General features: G+C 69.3%; 16 protein-coding genes. 9 read left to right on the top strand and 7 right to left on the bottom strand.

The genetic code is table 11. The features are described from left to right. Window positions 1-7: 7 nt before the first annotated feature. The 3 genes from APZ21_RS30525 to APZ21_RS30515 form a co-directional block, all read right to left on the bottom strand. Window positions 8-475 carry a flavin reductase family protein gene (locus APZ21_RS30525; RefSeq protein ID WP_082393583.1) on the bottom strand — a complete coding sequence of 156 codons (468 nt, stop codon included), beginning with the start codon at window positions 473-475 and terminating at the stop codon, window positions 8-10. Between the two features lie 71 nt (window positions 476-546). Beyond that, window positions 547-1023: a YbaK/EbsC family protein gene (locus APZ21_RS30520; RefSeq protein ID WP_054816747.1), complete on the bottom strand. Its 477-nt coding sequence runs from the start codon at window positions 1021-1023 to the stop codon at window positions 547-549. Window positions 1024-1072: 49 nt separating this feature from the next. Next, entirely contained in the window at window positions 1073-1393 is a 321-nt protein-coding gene (locus tag APZ21_RS30515) for a 2-oxo-4-hydroxy-4-carboxy-5-ureidoimidazoline decarboxylase (RefSeq protein WP_054816746.1), read from the bottom strand. 203 nt (window positions 1394-1596) lie between these two features. Here APZ21_RS30515 and APZ21_RS30510 point away from each other — a divergent pair, with 203 nt between their 5' ends. The 4 genes from APZ21_RS30510 (at window position 1597) to APZ21_RS30495 (ending at window position 5211) form a co-directional block, all read left to right on the top strand. Next, window positions 1597-2418, top strand: a complete 822-nt coding sequence (locus APZ21_RS30510; RefSeq protein ID WP_054816745.1) for a crotonase/enoyl-CoA hydratase family protein — start codon at window positions 1597-1599, stop codon at window positions 2416-2418. 90 nt (window positions 2419-2508) lie between these two features. Then, on the top strand, window positions 2509-3006 hold the full coding sequence (locus tag APZ21_RS30505) for a MarR family winged helix-turn-helix transcriptional regulator (protein ID WP_054816744.1): 498 nt from the start codon (window positions 2509-2511) through the stop codon (window positions 3004-3006). Further along, window positions 3003-4808, top strand: a complete 1806-nt coding sequence (locus APZ21_RS30500) for an MDR family MFS transporter (RefSeq protein WP_156371408.1) — start codon at window positions 3003-3005, stop codon at window positions 4806-4808. The genes APZ21_RS30505 and APZ21_RS30500 overlap by 4 nt, the downstream gene beginning before the upstream one ends. Before the next feature lie 163 nt (window positions 4809-4971). After that, complete coding sequence (locus tag APZ21_RS30495) at window positions 4972-5211, top strand: hypothetical protein (RefSeq protein ID WP_054816743.1); 240 nt, start codon at window positions 4972-4974, stop codon at window positions 5209-5211. Window positions 5212-5280: 69 nt separating this feature from the next. On the opposite strand, the gene APZ21_RS30490 is transcribed toward APZ21_RS30495, so the two are convergent. Then, entirely contained in the window at window positions 5281-5772 is a 492-nt protein-coding gene (locus tag APZ21_RS30490; RefSeq protein WP_054816742.1) for an inorganic diphosphatase, read from the bottom strand. Between the two features lie 195 nt (window positions 5773-5967). Between APZ21_RS30490 and APZ21_RS30485 the strand changes: the two genes are divergently transcribed. The 4 genes from APZ21_RS30485 (at window position 5968) to hpt (ending at window position 10246) form a co-directional block, all read left to right on the top strand. Then, the gene (locus APZ21_RS30485) at window positions 5968-7413 is read left to right on the top strand and encodes a D-alanyl-D-alanine carboxypeptidase/D-alanyl-D-alanine-endopeptidase (RefSeq protein ID WP_054816777.1); all 1446 of its coding nucleotides are present in this window, start codon (window positions 5968-5970) and stop codon (window positions 7411-7413) included. Between the two features lie 13 nt (window positions 7414-7426). Beyond that, on the top strand, window positions 7427-8539 hold the full coding sequence (locus APZ21_RS30480) for a zinc-dependent metalloprotease (RefSeq protein WP_082393573.1): 1113 nt from the start codon (window positions 7427-7429) through the stop codon (window positions 8537-8539). Window positions 8540-8578: 39 nt separating this feature from the next. Continuing rightward, window positions 8579-9613: a tRNA lysidine(34) synthetase TilS gene (tilS, locus tag APZ21_RS30475; protein ID WP_054816741.1), complete on the top strand. Its 1035-nt coding sequence runs from the start codon at window positions 8579-8581 to the stop codon at window positions 9611-9613. Between the two features lie 78 nt (window positions 9614-9691). Next, window positions 9692-10246 carry a hypoxanthine phosphoribosyltransferase gene (gene hpt / locus APZ21_RS30470; protein WP_054816740.1) on the top strand — a complete coding sequence of 185 codons (555 nt, stop codon included), beginning with the start codon at window positions 9692-9694 and terminating at the stop codon, window positions 10244-10246. Between the two features lie 12 nt (window positions 10247-10258). On the opposite strand, the gene APZ21_RS30465 is transcribed toward hpt, so the two are convergent. Both APZ21_RS30465 and APZ21_RS30460 read right to left on the bottom strand, forming a co-directional pair. After that, a complete protein-coding gene (locus APZ21_RS30465; protein ID WP_054816739.1) occupies window positions 10259-12355 on the bottom strand; it encodes a protein kinase family protein in 2097 nt (698 codons plus the stop codon). A 2-nt stretch (window positions 12356-12357) separates the two neighbouring features. Then, window positions 12358-14991, bottom strand: coding sequence for a serine/threonine-protein kinase (locus APZ21_RS30460; RefSeq protein ID WP_054816738.1), 2634 nt, complete (start codon window positions 14989-14991; stop codon window positions 12358-12360). Between the two features lie 399 nt (window positions 14992-15390). Here APZ21_RS30460 and APZ21_RS30455 point away from each other — a divergent pair, with 399 nt between their 5' ends. Then, window positions 15391-16914, top strand: coding sequence for an amidase family protein (locus APZ21_RS30455; protein ID WP_239476912.1), 1524 nt, complete (start codon window positions 15391-15393; stop codon window positions 16912-16914). A gap of 18 nt (window positions 16915-16932) precedes the next feature. Here the strand turns inward: APZ21_RS30455 and APZ21_RS30450 are convergent, their stop codons facing one another. Beyond that, the gene (locus tag APZ21_RS30450) at window positions 16933-17811 is read right to left on the bottom strand and encodes a LysR substrate-binding domain-containing protein (protein WP_054816737.1); all 879 of its coding nucleotides are present in this window, start codon (window positions 17809-17811) and stop codon (window positions 16933-16935) included. Window positions 17812-17823: the final 12 nt, after the last annotated feature.

Below are 17823 nucleotides of genomic sequence, written 5' to 3'. Positions count from 1 at the left end.
CGGGTCGCTACCGGTCGAGGGCGGTGGGGCGGTGGTATGCGCCGCGATAGTAGAGCAGGGGTGCGGCGGCGGGCTGGTCGTCGGTGTTGTCGTGCACGCGGGTGACCAGTCCGATCACCAGGGTGTGGTCGCCGATGGGGATGAGCTGGTGGACCGTGGCGCGCAGCCAGATGGGGGTGCCGTGCAGGACCGGTTCGCCGGTGTGGAGTGTGGTCCACAGCGACCGGTCGGCGAAGCGGTGTTCGGCGGTGCGGGAGAAGCGCTGGGCCAGGTGGTGCTGGTGTTCGCCCAGGAAATGGATGACCACCGACTCGGCGTCGAGCATGGCCTCGAGGCTCGAGGAGGTGTGGGCGATATTGAACGAGACCAGCGGTGGATCCAGCGACAGCGAGGCGAAGGAGGTCGCGGTGAAACCCACCGGGCCGCTCGCGGAGCCGAGCGTGACCACCGTTACGCCCGCGGGATAGTGGCGCATCGAGGCGCGATACAACTCGGCGGTGATACCCGGCCGTGGTCCTTCGGTCACTCGCCCAAAACTACGCCGGATCAGTCGACGTCGATCGGCAGCCCCGCGGTGATCCGCACCAATTCGCGAAACGACGAGCGGAACACGGTATTCGGGTGCCCGCCCGCCGCCCACACCTCGCGGTACCGCGACAATTCGTTGTCCACCCAGGTCGGCAGGTTGGTGGGATGGCCGACCGGCGCGACGCCGCCGATCGGCTGACCCGTGACCCGGCGCACCATATCGGCGGGCGCGCGGGTCAGGGTGCCTTCCAGTCGTTCGCCGGTGTGCCCGAGGTCGACCTGGTGCGCACCGGACACCAGCAGCAGCACCGGATCGTCGTCGAGCAGGAACACCAGCGACTTGGCGATCGCGCCGACCTCCACTCCGAGCGACCGCGCGGCGTCCTCGGCCGTATGGGTCGGTGCGGGCCGGCTGACGATGACGCCGTGATGTCCACGCGCAATCAACGTGTCCGCAACCCGGCATGCGACCGGTGGTAACGAAGCCCTGCGCATGGCACCAGGGTAGAGCGATCGGACGGGGCACGCCGGTCGTATCGCCCGCTCAGTACTCCGGATAACCCTCCGACGGTCCGAGCATCCGGTCGATCCTGGCGCGGGTGACGCGGGCCAGTTCGGTGGCGGTGCGCTCGCAAAGCTGTTCGGCGGCAACGGCATCGAGGGCGCGGTCCAGATCGGCCCGGGATAGGGCCAGTAGTTCGAGGTCGGCCGCGGCGAGGAGGGTGTCGCGATCGGTGAACGGTCGCGCGTCGGCGATGGTCGTCGCCCACGTGACATTGCCGCAGCAGGCATAGAGGGCGTGGACCGCCCGTGCGCGCGGCAGCGCGTTGAATCGGTCGAGCCCGATTCCCCGGTGTATCAGCATGGTGATCTCCGAGCCCGTGACATGGTGGACATGGGATTTGCCTGAGCGCTAATCATGGGGTCGAAACCAGCGCCGGAGCCACTGCGGCACACCGGATTTTTCATGATGTTTATCTGGCAGCGGGGGGTTTGCCGGTGCGGTCCGGTCGCATCGGTCGCGGGGATGCGGGAGTGCGGACCGGCGGTCCTCGATACGCTGTACAAATGACTGACTGGCAGGCTTTCACCGTCGAAACCAAGGATCATGTCGCTCGAGTGACACTGACCGGCCCCGGCAAGGGCAATGCGATGGGACCGGACTTCTGGCGTGAGCTGCCGGAAATCTTCGCCGGACTCGACGAGGACCCCGAGGTGCGCGCGGTCGTGCTGACCGGCGCGGGCAAGAACTTCTCCTACGGTCTCGACCTGCCCGCCATGTCGGGCACCTTCGGGTCGCTGCTGGCCGATCGGGCACTCGCCGCGCCGCGCACCGATTTCCTCGTCGCGGTCCGCAGGATGCAGGCGTCGGTGACCGCGGTGACCGACTGCCGCAAACCCGTCATCGCGGCGGTGTCGGGTTGGTGCGTCGGTGGCGGACTCGATCTGATCGCCGCCGCGGATATCCGTCTGGCCAGCGCGGAGGCCACCTTCAGCCTGCGTGAGGCCAAGGTCGCCATCGTCGCCGACGTCGGCTCTCTGCACCGGCTGCCCGGCATCATCTCCGAGGGGCACTTGCGCGAGCTGGCCTACACCGGCAAGGACATCGACGCCGCGCGCGCGGAGAAGATCGGCCTGGTCAACGACGTGTACCCGGATCAGGACGCGGTGCTCGACGCCGCGCACGCGCTGGCCCGCGAGATCGCCGCGAATCCGCCGCTGGTGGTGCAGGGCATCAAGGATGTGGTGGAGCAGCGCACGAAGGATACGGTCGCGGCGGGGCTGCGCTACGTGTCGGCGTGGAATGCCGCCTTCCTGCCGTCGGAGGATCTGACCGAGGCCATCGGTGCGGTCTTCGAGAAGCGGGAACCGCGGTTCAAGGGGCGGTAAAGCGACCGTAATCGCTTGCGTGACCCGTTTCCGCGCCGACATACTTGCGTCGTACAACTATTTGTTTGACGCAAGTAAAGGCGGCGCGAAGTGGACGATCCGGCGATCGACACGATCGCGGTTCAACTCACCCGGTTACAGCGCATCCGGGAGCGGACCGCGGCTCAGATCCGTACCAAGGACGGTGTGGACCCGGCGGCCTTCGCCGTGCTGTTCCGCCTGCTGCTCGAGGGCCCGATGCGTTCGGGCGCACTCGCCGAGGCGGTGCACAGCGACGCCTCGACCGTAAGCAGGCAGGTCGCCATGCTGGTCGACCGGGATCTGGTGCGCCGCACGGCCGATCCGGCCGACGGCAGGGCCACGGTGCTCGCCGTGACCGACTCGGGCCGCGAACTCGCCGAACGAATTCGGCGCCGCCGTCACGAGAATCTCGCCCGTGTCATGGCCGAATGGACCCCGCGGGACCGGGCGACATTCGCCGGACTGCTGCGCCGGTTCGTCGACGACTTCGACCACGCACGTACGGACATGGTCGCCCTCATGGACGATCAGCACGCGAAAACCTGTGAGACGGAGAGTAATTCGTGACCGCAACAGCCGAGACCGAAACCGGGGCGGGTTTCAGTCACAGACAGATCCTCACCATCCTCAGCGGGCTCATGCTCGGTATGCTGCTCGCCGCGCTCGACCAGACCATCGTCTCGACCGCCATCCGCACCATCGCCGACGACCTCAACGGCTATTCCATGCAGGCGTGGGCCACTACCGCCTACCTCATCACCGCCACACTGGCCACCCCGCTCTACGGCAAGCTCTCGGACATGTTCGGCCGCAAGCCGTTCTTCATGGCCGCGATCGGCATCTTCGTGGTCGGCTCGCTGCTGTGCACGCTGGCGCAGTCGATGTACCAGCTCGCCGCCTTCCGTGCCTTCCAGGGTCTCGGCGCGGGCGGACTGATGTCGCTGGCGCTGGCCATACTCGGCGATATCATCAGCCCCCGCGAACGCGCCCGCTACCAGGGCTACTTCCTCGCGGTCTTCGGGACCTCGAGCGTCATCGGGCCCGTGCTCGGCGGCGTGCTGGCCGGTCAGGATTCGATTCTCGGCGTCAGCGGCTGGCGCTGGGTCTTCCTGGTGAACGTCCCGCTGGGACTCATCGCCCTCGGGGTGGTGTCGCGGGTGCTGCGGCTGCCGAGGAAGCCGCATTCCACCGACCGGGTGGACTGGCTCGGCGTGCTCGTGCTCGCGCTCGGGCTCGTGCCGCTGCTCATCGTCGCCGAACAGGGACACGAATGGGGTTGGGCCAGTGCGGCATCGATCGCCTGTTACGCGATCGGCGTGATCGGCATCGCGGGATTCGTCGTCGTGGAGCGCGGATTGCGGGACGCGGCGCTGATCCCGCTGCGCATCTTCGCCAACCGCACGTTCGCCCTCGGCGTGGTGATCTCGTTCGTCTCCGGTGCGGCCATGTTCGGCGGCATCGCACTGCTGCCGCAGTATCTCCAGGTCATCAAGGGTGCGAGCCCGACGATGGCGGGCCTGCTGTTGCTGCCCATGGTGCTGGGCATGATGACCGGCTCGGTCGTCTCCGGCCAGTTCATCTCGCGCACCGGCAGTTACCGGAAGTACCCGTTCATCGGTGCGGCCACCCTGACGTTCGGCCTCTTCCTACTGCACTACCTGGACGCCGATTCGCCGCTGTGGCTGGTCATGATCTTCATGGCCTGCACCGGTTTCGGACTGGGCAACATGATGCAGCCGCTCACCCTGGCCCTCCAGAACGCGTTGCCCGCCAAGGACATGGGTGTGTCCACCGCCGCGGCCACCTTCTTCCGCCAGATCGGCGGCACCTTCGGCGTCGCGGTCTTCCTCTCGATCCTGTTCGCCCGCATGGCGCCCAATATCTCGAACGAATTGCGTTCCGCGGCAACCGATCCACAATTCCAACAGGCCGTCGCCGCGGGTACGCGCAGCAGCAATCCGGCCGATGTCGCGCTGGCCGAGAGCCTTGTCGCGCACGACACCTCGGCGGCCCGGCAGGTGCTCGACGACAGTTCGGTCATCCAGCGGCTGAGTCCCGAACTCGCCCGGCCGTTCCAGGTCGGATTCGCCGATTCGATGTCGACGGTGTTCCTGGCCGCCGCGGCGGTGGCCTTGATCGGCTTCGTCCTCGTGCTGTTCTGGAAGGAGATCCCGCTGCGCGTGGTCGGCGGAATCCAGGCCGTCGACGGCGAGTCCGAGGCCGAATCGGCGCTCGACGCCGAGGTGCGGATGGTGGAGCGAACCGGCCTGCCGCTGGCGGGCGGCGAATCGGTGAGCCCGCCCTTCGAGGATTCCGCGGATTCCGCGGAATCCGTGCGCACGGACGGCGCGGACGGGAGCGGCGGGTAGTTGCCGCCGAACCCCCGGTGAGGTGGGCGAATGCCGCACCAAGGGTGGGGAAGGTGAAACGCCCGAGGGAGGGCCGCGTACACCCCTAGGGTTGGCTGTTTCGCCGGGTTCGCGCCCATAACGTGAATCCCGACAGAAACACCGCGCAACTCAGGAGCAAAGAATGCGTATCAAGTCCTTCCTCGCCGCATGCCTGCTGGCCGCCGCAGCCGTCGCCGGGGTGTCGACGGCTGCGTCGGCATCGGCCGCGCCGCAGTACAACGCCGTGTCCACCGGCTACTACTACGGCACCTACGCCACCGCCGCGGCCTGCCGCGCCGACGGCGAGGCGCCCGAGACCGGCGGCTGGTATTGGGAGTGTGTCGAGACCTGGAGCGGCTGGGACCTCTACATCTACTACTGATGTCGAACCTGAGAAGGGGCATTCGGATCACCGAATGCCCCTTCTCGCCGTTCGCGGTCCGCCGCGGACTCAGTGGCCGCCGTTGGCCTGCAAGCGCTTCAGCGACGCCTCGATCTCGGCCTCGGCCTCGGCCCGGCCGACCCACTCCGAGCCCTTCACGAACTTACCCGGCTCCAGGTCCTTGTACCGCTCGAAGAAGTGCTTGATGGCGGCCAATTCGAACTCCGGCACATCGGCCAGATCCTGGATGTGGTTCCAGCGCGGGTCGCCCGCCGGGACGCAGAGGACCTTGGCGTCGCCGCCCGCCTCGTCCTCCATCTTGTACATGGCGACCGGACGGGCCTCCACGATCACACCCGGGAACACCGAATCGGGCAGCAGGACCAGCGCGTCCAGCGGGTCGCCGTCCTCGCCGAGGGTGTTCTCGATGTAGCCGTAATCGGCCGGGTAGACCATCGATGTGTAGAGGAAACGGTCGAGTCGTACCCGACCCGTCTCGTGATCGACCTCGTACTTGTTGCGGGAACCCTTGGGGATCTCGATGGTGACGTCGAACTCCACGCCATCTCCTTCTATGGTGCACTTATGGGCCGAGCGGGCGCGCGCGCCGACTCGCCATGCTGTACGGGGGAACGGTAGCGCTACGAGGATAGTGTGGTCCGAGGGACCGATACTTTGAAGGGCGCGCGAGCGTCGGTCGGTACTCGGAGGCGGAGTCAGGGAGACGGCGGGCCAGTGGTTGGTAGTAGACGCAATATCGGTGGATTGGCCGCCAAACGGCGCCGTCGGGTGTGGATCGGATTCGTTCTCGCCTTGGTCGTGGTGCTCGGCGCGGGTGCGGCCGGACTGATCGTGGTCAAGCCGTGGACGCCGGAATTCCGCCACGGCGGTCTCACGATCGCCGAACCGCCCGCTCCGGTGCGGCCGGCACCGAGGCTCACCCCCGCGCCTCCGAGCGCGCCCGCGCCGAGTCAGACGGGTATGGCCGCGGCACTCGCGCCCGTGGTCGCCAATCCCGACCTCGGCACGTTCACCGGTAGGGTCACCGACGCTGACAGCGGCACCACGCTCTGGAGCGCCGATCCCGCCAGACCCATGATCCCGTCCTCGACGGCGAAGATCCTCACCACAGCCGCCGCGCTGCTGGCGCTGCCCGCCGACCAGCGGGTGGTGACCAAGGTGGTCGCCGGGTCGACACCCGGCGAGGCGGTGCTGGTCGCGGGGGGTGATCCGACCTTGACCGCGCAGCCCGACGGGCAGGGCTACTACCCGAACAGCGCGCGATTGTCGGATCTGGCGGACCAGATCAGGAATTCCGGTCGCGCGATCGACCGGATCGTCGTCGACGTCTCCGCGTTCACCGGACCGACCATGGCGCGGGGCTGGGATGCGACCGATATCCCGGGCGGCTCCATCACCCCCATCGAGCCGATCATGATCGACGGCGGGCGACTCGATCCGCTGGTCGAGTACTCACCGCGCACGAACACCCCCGCGCTGGAGGCCGGTCGTAAGCTCGCGAGCGCGCTCGGCATCGACCCGGGCGGTGTGCGGCTCGGCAACGCCGCGGCAGGCGCCGCCGAACTGGCCGCCGTGCGATCGGCCCCGCTGCGGGATCGACTGCGGGACTTGATGGTTCACTCCGACAATGTGCTCGCCGAGACCGTCGGGCGGGAACTGGCCGTCGCCACCGGGCACGAACCCTCCTTCGACGGCGCGGTCGCCGCGGTCACCGAGACGCTGCGCAAGGCCGGGTTCGATCTCGGCGGCATGGTCATGCACGACAGCAGCGGACTCTCGACCGACGACCGGGTGCCCGCGCGCCTGCTCGACACGGTGCTGGCCACCGCGGCGCGCTCGGACGGCGACAGCGCCGCCACCGTCGAGGCGGCCACCGCGGCGGCGCGCCCGGAGACCGACCGGCTCACCGCGACGCTGGCCCCACTGCTCGACGATCTGCCGGTCGCGGGCGCGACTGGATCGCTGAGCAGTCGATATGTCACCCAGAACCGGGCCGCCGCGGGATGGGTGCGTGCCAAGACCGGAACTCTGTCGGTGGCCAGCGCGTTGGTTGGGTATGTACTCGATCGCGACGGTCGGGTGCTGACCTTCGCGCTGATGTCCAACGATCGGCCGCCCGAGGTGAGCAGGCCGGCCTTGGATGCCATCGCCGGCACTTTGCGCAACTGCGGATGTACGTGACGGGTGGTTGACCATGTTCGAAGGCGCTGACAATTCGGCAGAGTCCGTCACCGCTGGTTCCGGCCGGGACCAGCGGCGGACCAGACGATCCGGCTTCACGGGCGCGATCGACTGGCGCCTTGCCGCGCGCACGGGTGGCGCGCTGGTGCCTTCGGGCCCGCGTACCTCGCGCCTGTCCGCCGAACAGGCGGTCGAGGAGTTGGCGACGGCCTCGATGCGGGCCGAAGGACCGGTGCGCGAGGTGAGTGGACTGCTCGATGACCGTCCGGTGCCTGCCGCGCGAATCGTCGACCGCCGCGGCTGGATCGACGCCGCCGCCGATTCGATGGCCGCGCTGACCGGCACCGGCGGCGAACCCGCCGGACGCGGACGCCTGGTGGGCAAACCGGCCGGCGTGCAGGCGGGCGCGATGCTGGCGTTCCTGTCCACCGCGATACTCGGACAGTACGACCCGTTCACCGACGACGGGACACTGCTGCTGGTCGCGCCCAATATCGTCGCTGTGGAACGGACACTCGGCGTCTCGCCCAGCGATTTCCGGTTGTGGGTGTGCCTGCACGAGGTGACCCATCGCGTGCAGTTCTCCTCCGCTCCCTGGTTGGCCGACTACATGAAGGCCAATGTCGACGTGCTCGGCGAGGTCGGGGACGAACCGCTGGTGGATATGCTTTCGCGCCTGGTCGAGGAGGTGCGCGACCGGCGACGCGGCACGGCGTCCGACGATCCGGCCTCGCGCGGCATCGTCGGCCTGCTGCGCGCGAGTCAGGCGCCCGCTCAGCGCGAGGCGCTCGACCGGATGCTGATGCTGGGCACGCTGCTCGAAGGCCATGCCGATCACGTCATGGACGCGGTCGGGCCCGCCGTGGTGCCGACGGTCGAGCAGATCCGCGCCGCCTTCGACAAGCGGCGCATCCGTCCGACGAATCCATTGCAGCGGCTGCTGCGCGCGCTGCTCGGTGTGGACGCCAAGGTCGCGCAGTACGTGCGCGGCAAGGCGTTCGTCGACCACGTGGTCGGCCGGGTCGGGATGCGCGAGTTCAACACCATCTGGACCGACGACCACACCCTGCCGAGACCGGAGGAGATCGGGGACGGCGACCGCTGGATCGCCCGCGTGCTCGGCTGACGGGCGCGTCGGCGCGCAGAGCATCGGTACCCTCCCGGTATGGGCCGTGCACAGGGAGCCGCGCCTGCGGGGCCGCGCAGACTGCCGGAGACGTCCGCCGTGCTCGAAGTACGCCACGCCGTGCGCGGCTGGCTGCGGGAATTCGGCGATGGACCGGTCGCGGTCGCGCTGTCGGGCGGTGCGGATTCGCTGGCGCTGACGGCCGCGGCGGTGGTGGAGGCGGTCGCGGTGGACGCGCTGATCGTCGATCACCGACTCCAGGAAGGCTCGGACGAGGTCGCGCTGGCCGCCGCGGCGGCGGCCCGCGCGCTCGGCTGCCGGTCGGCGCGGGTGCTGCCGGTGCGGGTCGAGGGGGAGGGCGGTTTGGAGGCCGCGGCGCGGCGGGCAAGGTATTCGGCGCTGGACGCGGCGCGCGCGGAGGCGCCTGTGCTGCTCGGGCACACGCTCGACGATCAGGCCGAAACGGTGCTGCTCGGTTTGGCGCGCGGGTCGGGTGGGCGGTCGCTGCGCGGGATGGCGCCCTACGCCGCACCGTGGGGCCGTCCGCTGCTCGGGGTGCGTCGGTCGGTCACCCGCGCGGTGTGCGCGGATATCGGCCTGCGCCCGCACGAGGATCCGCACAACAGCGCGCCGGAGTTCACCCGGGTCCGGGTGCGCCAGGAGGTGTTGCCGCTGCTCGAGCAGGTGCTCGGCGGCGGGGTCGCCGAGGCGCTCGCCCGCACCGCCCGGCAGTTGCGCGAGGACGGCGAGGTCCTCGACGAGCTAGCTGATCAGTTGCTGAAGGCCGCGACCCGCGCATCGGATACGGGCGTGGCCGGGTACGGCGGCGGTACGGGAATATCGCTGTCGGTCGAGACACTCGCCACCGCCCCCGACGCCCTGCGCCGCCGGGCGATCCGGCGATGGCTGCTCGACTCCGGGGCGAAAGCACTGACCGACGGGCAATTACGCGCGGTGGACGCGCTGGTCGCGGCGTGGCGCGGGCAGGGCGGGGTCGCCGTGGGCGGCGGACGGCCGGGGACGAGGTTGGTTGCCGCACGCGAACATGGCAGGCTGACACTGCGCGGACGCTAGAGCGGTGTCTGCGCAGTGACTGAAGCCGGATCGGGTTCGGCCGCCGAGGCCGACGACCACGGAAGGACACCAAACCTCGTGTACGAGGACGACATCGCGTCGGTGCTGATCACCCAGGATCAAATCGCCGCCAAAACCCAGGAACTCGCCGAACTGATCGCCAAACGCTATCCGGTCGGCGCCCCCGAGGGGGACCTGCTGCTGGTCGGTGTGCTCAAGGGCGCGATCTTCTTCATGACCGATCTGGCCAAGGCCCTGCCGATTCCCACCCAGATGGAATTCATGGCCGTGTCCTCCTACGGTTCGTCCACTTCATCCTCCGGCGTGGTTCGGATCATGAAGGATCTGGACAAGGACATCGCGGGCCGCAATGTCCTGATCGTCGAGGACATCATCGACTCGGGCCTGACCCTGTCCTGGCTCAAGCGCAACCTGTCCACCCGCAATCCGGCCTCCCTCGAGGTGGTGACCCTGCTGCGCAAACCCGACGCGCTGCGCACACCGGTCGAGGTCGCCCACGTCGGCTTCGACATTCCCAACGAATTCGTCGTCGGCTACGGCCTCGACTACGCCGAGCGCTACCGTGACCTGCCCTACATCGGCACCCTCGACCCCAAGGTCTACGGAGGCTGATCGGTCGCGCGATCAGGTGGTGGCCGGTACGTCGGCCACCGGAATCTGTACCCGCTCGAGGGCGCGCAGATCGTTCTCCATGGCCAGGAACAGCAGGTAGACGCCGAGGAAGGCGACGAGACTGCCGATGGCGAGCACGCGGACCTCGACAATGATCTCGTTGAGGTCGTCCTGGGCCAGCAAGGTCGCGCCCGCGACGGCGGTCAGTGGGATAGAGGCCGCGGCGACCAGCCAGAATCCGCAGCGACGGCGCAGTTTTCGCAGGCGGACGGCATCGTCGTAGCTGATCTCGCCGTGCGCGAGGAAGATCGGGTACAGACAGCGCACGACGTAGAAGTTGACCAGGAAGAACGGATACACCAGGGCGATCGCGCCGCAGATCGCGTGCGAGGCCACGAAATGCGTGTAGTCGTAGGCGGTTATCGCGTCGCTGGTGCCGCGGATGACGATCGGGAAGGAGATGCCCGAGAGTATCCACATGGTGAAGACCACCATGATCATCCGGTCGCCGAACAGGATGGTGTCGGTGCGTGCGCGGTGCAGTGTCTCGGCGGAATACCTTCCGCCCCTGCGTAATCCGTACGGCACGAAGACAAGGTGCCGGGCGAACCAGAACAGTGCCACCGAGCCGAAACCGAATCCGACCGAATTGACCACCGCCGTACCGATATCCAGCTGGTGGGCGGCCTCGTCGGACAGCTGGCTCACGATGAGCAGCCGGTTGTAGTCCACGTTGTAGATCGAGGCGAGGATATTCGGCACCAGGATGGCCAGGGCGATCAGCGGTATCCGCCAGGGCCGCGATCGCAGGCGCAGACTGTCGCGCGGCGGATCGACCAGGTCACGCGCCCGCGGATCCAGACACAGGTCGAACTGGCGGGCCAGTACCGCACCGTTCGGCCAGCGCCGGCCGGGATCGGATTCCAGACACGTCGACAGGACGCGGCGCAGTGCGGGCGGGCAGTCGGCGGGCAGGTCGTCGGCGGGCGGTCGCCCGGTCGTCGGCGACGGTCTCGTCCCGGTGAGCAGCTCCCACAGCAGGACGCCGAGTGAATAGATGGCCGCGCGCTGATCCGCCGCGGTGGTCGCGGACCGGTCCTCCGGCGCGCGGTAGGCCCGTCCCCGCCCCGGCGGCAGGTCGGAGAATTCGCCGAGCTTCGGTTCGCCCTCCGCGGTGAACAGCACGTCGTCGGGGGTGATCACCCGGTAGCGCACCCCGTGCCGGTCGGCGTAGTCGATGGCCTCGGCCAGCCGCCTGCCCACCCGCGCCACCGTTTCCGGCCAGCTCAGCGCCGCGATCTCGGCGCGCACCCGGGAATCGGCGGGCCGGATCTCACCCTTGCGCTCCATCGCGGCGTCCACCGCGCGCAGCAGTAGCGCGCCGCCGTCGGATTCCGTACCGGCGCGCCGCTGGGTCAGGACGTCACGGGCGGTGCCGCCGGGCAGGTACTGCGAGTAGACGAGCCTGCCGAATTCGGCGCCGGGCTCGGCGGGCAGGTTCAGCAGCCGGTGGTCGAATACGCGCACGATATGCGGGTGGTCCAGCCGGGCGACCCGGTTCGGGTCGCCGCCGCCCGCCGAGAACCGCACCGCGACCAGGCGCTGCATGGACAACTGGCGGGCCAGGAAGGACCGGCCGAGGTGGGTCGCACCGAGATCGGTGAGCAGGTCGAAATCATCGATGCGCTGACCAGGCGCGATATCGGCCAGCGGCCGATACAGGGTGAGCGCGTTCTCGTCGGCGCGGCGAGCTTCGTCGGCGAGCCGTTCGCGCACCGCGGGCGCCACGTCGGGGTAGTCGGTGAGGAATTCCTCCAATGCCAGCGGCGCGCGGGCGCGGCGCGCGGTGAATTCCTCGCAGATCAGCTCGACCAGCACCGGACTGTGCGCGACCTCCGGATACTCGACGCGGTAGACCGAGACCGGCTTACCGGTGTCCGCACCCTCCCAGCGATGGCGCAGATCGATGCGGATGAGATCGGTGAGCACCGCGAGCCGAGCCGTGCTGCCGTCGGGTACGTAGTCGGCCAGGCGCGGTGCGTCGCCGTCGCCGTGCAGCGACCGCCGCCAGTCCGCGGTGAACCGGGCCACGGTGTCGGACCAGTGCATGGTCACCGGGGCGGCCCCGCGGCGCCCGCGCGTTCGGAGCGCGCGGCGCGTTCGTCGCCGCCGGGCGCGACGACGCGTTCGAGGGCGCGCAGATCCGCCTCCAGCGCGCGGAACAGCAGATACGACCCGACGAAGGCGACGATGCCGCCCGCGCACAACACCCGAACCGCGACGATCACCGCCGGTATGTCGCCGGGCGGCAGGAAGGTCACGCCCGCCACCGCAAGCAGCGGCACCGAGGCGGCGATGGCGAGGTAGCCGTTGCAGCGGCGGTCCAGATTGCGCAACCACACCGCGTCCTCGGCGCTGATCTCACCGTGTCTGAGGAAGATCGGGTAGATGCAGCGCACGATGTAGAAGGTCGCGAGGAAGAACGGGTAAGAGGCCGCGATGGCGCCGCATACCAGCAGCGAGGCAAGGAAGTGCACCACCGCGCCGACGGTGATCTCGCCGGTCGCCATTTGCAGGGCGATCGGGAAGGTGAGTCCGGCCATGACCCACAGGGCGAACGGCACGGCGACCGCGCGTTCGCCCAGCAGCAGCGCGTCGGCGCGGGTCCGGCGCAGTGTCGCGGCGTCGTAGCGCCGCCCCTTGCGCAATCCGCGCGGCACCGCGAGGACATAGCGGGACATGTAGACGATCAAGAGCAGCCCAAGCGGGAAGAACACCGTGTTGACAACGCCGGTGATCACCAGGAAGGTGCGCTGGGCCTCCTCGTCCATGCGGTCGACGATCAGGTGTTGGTTGTGCTGGATGTTGTAGAGCGAGGCGAGCACATTCGGCACGCCGATGGCCAGCAGCAGGATCGGCACGATCCAGCGGCGCAGCCGCAGCCGCCAGCTGCCCGGCTTCGGGTCGACCAGTTCCCGCGCCCGCGAATCCAGGCACAATTCGAACTGTTTGGCCAGGGTCTCCCCGTGCGCCCACCGATCCGCCCGGTCGGGGGCCAGACAGGTCAGCAGCACTCTCCGCAGCGCGGCCGGGCAGTCCGCGGGCACCCGCCCCAGCGCCTGCTCGCCGACGCCCGCGCTGCGCCGCTCCAGCATGGCCTCGAGCACGGTGTCGTCGCCGTTCGCGCTCGCGGTGCCGTCATCGAAGGGTTTGGCCCCGGTGAGCAACTCCCACAGCACCACGCCGAGGGAGTAGATGTCGGCACGGGTGTCCAGATCCGCGGCGCTGCGAAGGCGACCCGGATGGCAGGCCTCCAACTGCTCGGGCGACATGTACGCCAATGAGCCGCCGAAGTAGGCGACCGGACTGGTGCCCTCCACATTGCGGCTGAAGCTGATGTTGAAGTCGGCGAGTTTGGGCACGCCTTCCGCGGTGAGCAGGACATTGGCCGGTTTCACGTCGCGGTGCAGCACCCCGTGGTCGGCGGCGTAATCGAGTGCCTCGGCCAGCCGGCGGCCGAGCCAGGCCACGGTCTCCGGCCAGCTCAGCGCGGCGATCTCGGCCCGCACGCTGGAGTCGGTTGGCCGAATCTCGCCCTTCTCCTCCATCGCCGCGTCGACGGCGTCGAGCAGCAGCCGTCCGCTGCGCTCCTCGGGCGGGGTCGCGCGCACCCAGCGCAGCACGCCGAGCAGGGTGCCGCCCGGCAGGAACTGCATGTACAGCAGCCGCAACCTGCGATCCTCGCCGGTGAGTTCGCCGCCGGTGTCGAGCAGGCGCTGGTCGAAGACCCGCACGATGTAGTCGTGATCGAGTTGGGCCAAGGTCTGCGGTTCGGTGCCGCGGTCGGCGGAGACCTTCACCGCGACCAGCCGTTGCAGCGACCGCTGCCGGGCCAGGAACACGCGCGCGAACGCGCCGCTGCCGAGTCCGGTGAGCAGATCGAAATCATCGATGCGGCTGCCGATCTCGATACGGTCGAGAATGCCGAAGATGCCCGGTTCCTGGCCGGCGGTGGTGCCGACGGCCGTGGCCGTGCCGCTGAGGTCGACCAGGTCCGTCTGATCGACGGCCGCGGCCGCGGTCTGCTCCGCCGTTCGATTCACGTCGTGATCACGAGACGGGATGGTGGTTCGGTTCAGATCCGGTTTTCGCGCCGCGGCGTCGGGCGCCTGTGCGGTGCGGGTCACGTCCTCGTCGGTGGGCGGGGGGGAGGAACGGGTGGAATCCTCGAGCGCCGCGCGCCGCGTGCTCTGGTCGACGTCGTCGGCGTTGAGCAGATCGCGCAGCTCGGCCGCCTGGTTCGGATATTCGCGCAGACAGGCGCGCGGGTCGACGCGTTCGCCGCTGTGGCGGCGCACGACGAATTCCTCGTAGACAAGGCCAGGGGGAATGCTGTCGAGGTCGAGTTCCGGGAATTCCGCACAATAGTCGCCGAGTCGTTTGCGATGCGCGACTCCGGTCGCGCCGCGTGTCCCGGGTCCGCGCAGCCAGCGGTGCCGCAGATCGACCCGGATCAATTCGATCAGTGCCTCCCGGCGCAGGGTCATGGCGTCGGGCAGAAATTCGGCGATCTCGGGAAGTTCGGGCACGGCCTGCCCGGTCGCGGCGGCGCGAGCAGCCGATTCCCATGCGGCGGCGAACGCGTCCACCGCATTGGCCTCGGTTTTCGACGCGGAACCGCGACCACCGGTTCCGCCGTCGGAACCCGTGTCCGGGCGGGTATTGCTATCGGACTCGGCACTCATTCTCGGACCTAGCGGCTGAGGGACATCAGGAGAATTTCCGCCACACCCGACGGCATCATCCCCCGAGCAGTATTCGAAATGATAACTTGCGGCTCTACAGCGGATCACCCGAATTCGACGACGATGCGACGGGGGCGAATCAGCATGTACCACATTTCGGCGCGCGCGCAGAGCGCGGAAGCGATAGCCGGGCAACACCTCGATCGGAGCGATTCCCGTCGCCGCTCCGCGAGCGCGGGGCCAGCGGCAGATGCGGCGTCGGTAGCTGAACGGAGTTCCGAGGCCGGCGGACCTCGTGCGCGAGCGGCCTACCAGGAGCGGTCTCGCCTGCAAGAGGCCGATGGCGGACCATACCGAGCCGGATCGCCTTACGCGGTTGCCGAGGATGAGCTGTCGGCCGTGAGTCCCGACGACCGCGTCGGTGACGCGGCGATTCGCGGCGAGGTAACCGAATCCGGGTCCGCGACCGCGGCGGCGGGCGACGACGGCGAGCGCCCGGTATTCGACGCGCCGGGAACTGTGTCTATGAACACGCCGAGGGCCGCGACCCGGGCGCGCGCTTCGGATTGCGCGCCGGAAACCGGAGTACCCGACCCGAACGACCGCAGCGCCGCCGCCATTGCCGCGTCGGTGCACGACGGCGCCCGCACGCCCTCGGAGACCGTGGCCGAGGCGGTGACCCGCATCATCGGCCGTGACCGGAAGATCAACGCGTTCAGCGTGGTGCGCGCCGAACGCGCCCGTGCCGAGGCCGCCGCGCTCGAACAGCGTTCCGATCTGGACGTGCTGCCACTGGCGGGCGTTCCGGTCGCGGTCGAGGACACGGTCGCGGTGGCGGGGGAGCCGACGCTGTGCGGGTCGGCGGCCACCACCACCGTGCCCGCGGTCGCCGACCACCCGGTGGTGCGCCGCCTGCGCGCGGCGGGCGCGGTGATCACGGGTATCACCACCACCTCCGAATTCGGTTTGTGGCCGATGGCCGACGGCGCGGCGTCGCCGACGCGCAATCCGTGGAATCGCCATCGCGGCAGCGGGGCCGCCGCGGCGGCGGTGGCGGCGGGCGCGGTGCCCGTCGCGCACGCGGTCGACGGTTTGGGCGCGGTGCGTATCGGGGCGGCCTGCTGCGGGGTCTTCGGCATCAAACCGGGCAGATACACGGTGCCCGCGCAGATCGGGGCCCACGGGTGGGGCGGGCTGGCCGAGAACGGGGTCGTCGCGACCTCGGTGGCCGATGCCGCGCTCGCGCTGTCGGTGCTCGCCGCCCGGCCCGATCTGGCGGATATCGATCCGCCCGGACGACTACGTATCGCCCTCGCCATCGATCCGCCGCATCCGATCTTCAGAGTCGACCGGCAGTGGAGCGCGGCGGCCCGGTCGGCGGCGGGGGCCGCCGCGGCGGAGGGCCATCTGGTAGAACCGGCCGAGCTACCCTACGGTGCCGCCGCCTTCGCCTCGCTCCTACGCTGGTACACGGCGGAGCTACCCGGTGAGGACCTGTTCGAACAGCTGGAACGACTATTGCAGCCGAGAACCCGCCGCCATCTGGCGGTCGGCAGATCGGTACAACGGCTCCGCCTGGTACGACCCGCGCAGATCGACCGCATCGAAGCGCGGTTACTGGAATTCTTCGACCGCTACGACGTCGTGATCACACCGACGCTGGCCGCCCCGCCGCCCCGCGCCCGCACCCACAGCGCCCGAGGCAGGCTCACCGATCTTCTCGCCATCGCGCGATTCACCCCCTTCACCCCGATATGGAACCTGGTCGGCTGGCCCGCCGCCTCGATTCCGATGGGTATGCATTCCCGTTCGGCCACACCGGTGGCGGCCCAGCTCGCCGGACCGCCCGGAGCCGAAGCCACCCTGCTGCGACTGGCAGCCCAGATGGAGCGGCGCAGGCCGTGGCGGCGCGTCGCGCCGTGACGCCGCCGCCCGGATCGGTCAGTTCGGGGTCGTGGCGCTGAAACCGCCGTCGACGGCGCGTCCGGCGAATTCGAGTATGGTCGGGCGGGAGTCGTCGGCCCGCCATGCCACCGCGAGTTCACACGGCGCGAGTCCGGTGACCGGTCGCGCGGTCAGCCCCGGCCAGCGGTACATCGGCACATTGTTCTCGGCCAGCAGGCACACCCCGAGACCCAGGCTGACGGCCTCGAGTTTGTCCTCGGGGGTCGCGGCCTCCGCGCCGATCTTCGGGGCGCGGCCGTTGCGTCCGTCGTTGCCCAGCCAGAAGTCACGCACGGCGCCCGCTTCCGACGGCAGCGCGATGAACGGCTCGTCGAGCAGGTCGGTGAAGTCGATGGTCTCCTGATCGGCCAGCGGATGGTTCTCCGGCAGCAGCACCCAGCGCGATTCGCTGCGTAAGACCTGCCAGCGATAGCGGTTGGGGTCGGGTAGTGGCAACCAGACCAGGGCCAGATCGGCCTGGCGGCCCGCGAGACCGCTCGACGGGTCGGTCCATGACGCGGCGTGCAGGGCCAGCCGGTGGCCGCTCGCGCTCTCCAGATCATTGAGCAGTCCGCGGCCGAGAGCGGACTGGATGCCGACGCGCAGCACCTCACCCGCTTCCTGGAGCGAGACATTGGTGACTTCCCAGAGCTCCAGGATCTTCCGCGCGCCCTCGAGCAGTTCTTTGCCCGCGACGGTCAGGGCGACGCTGCGCTGATTGCGGTCGAACAGGACCACGTCGAGCTGGCGTTCCAGCTGACGAATCTGACGCGACAGGGTGGGTTGAGCGATATGCAGCCGCTGGGCGGCGTTGGTGAAATGCAGTTCCTCAGCGACGGCGACGAAATACCGCAGGTCGCGCAAGTGCGGGTCCATAGCCCCTTGCTA

The sequence above is a fragment of the Nocardia arizonensis genome, assembly GCF_001310275.1.
GTDB lineage: Bacteria > Actinomycetota > Actinomycetes > Mycobacteriales > Mycobacteriaceae > Nocardia > Nocardia arizonensis.
This window is presented reverse-complemented; position numbering and strand designations above follow the sequence as displayed.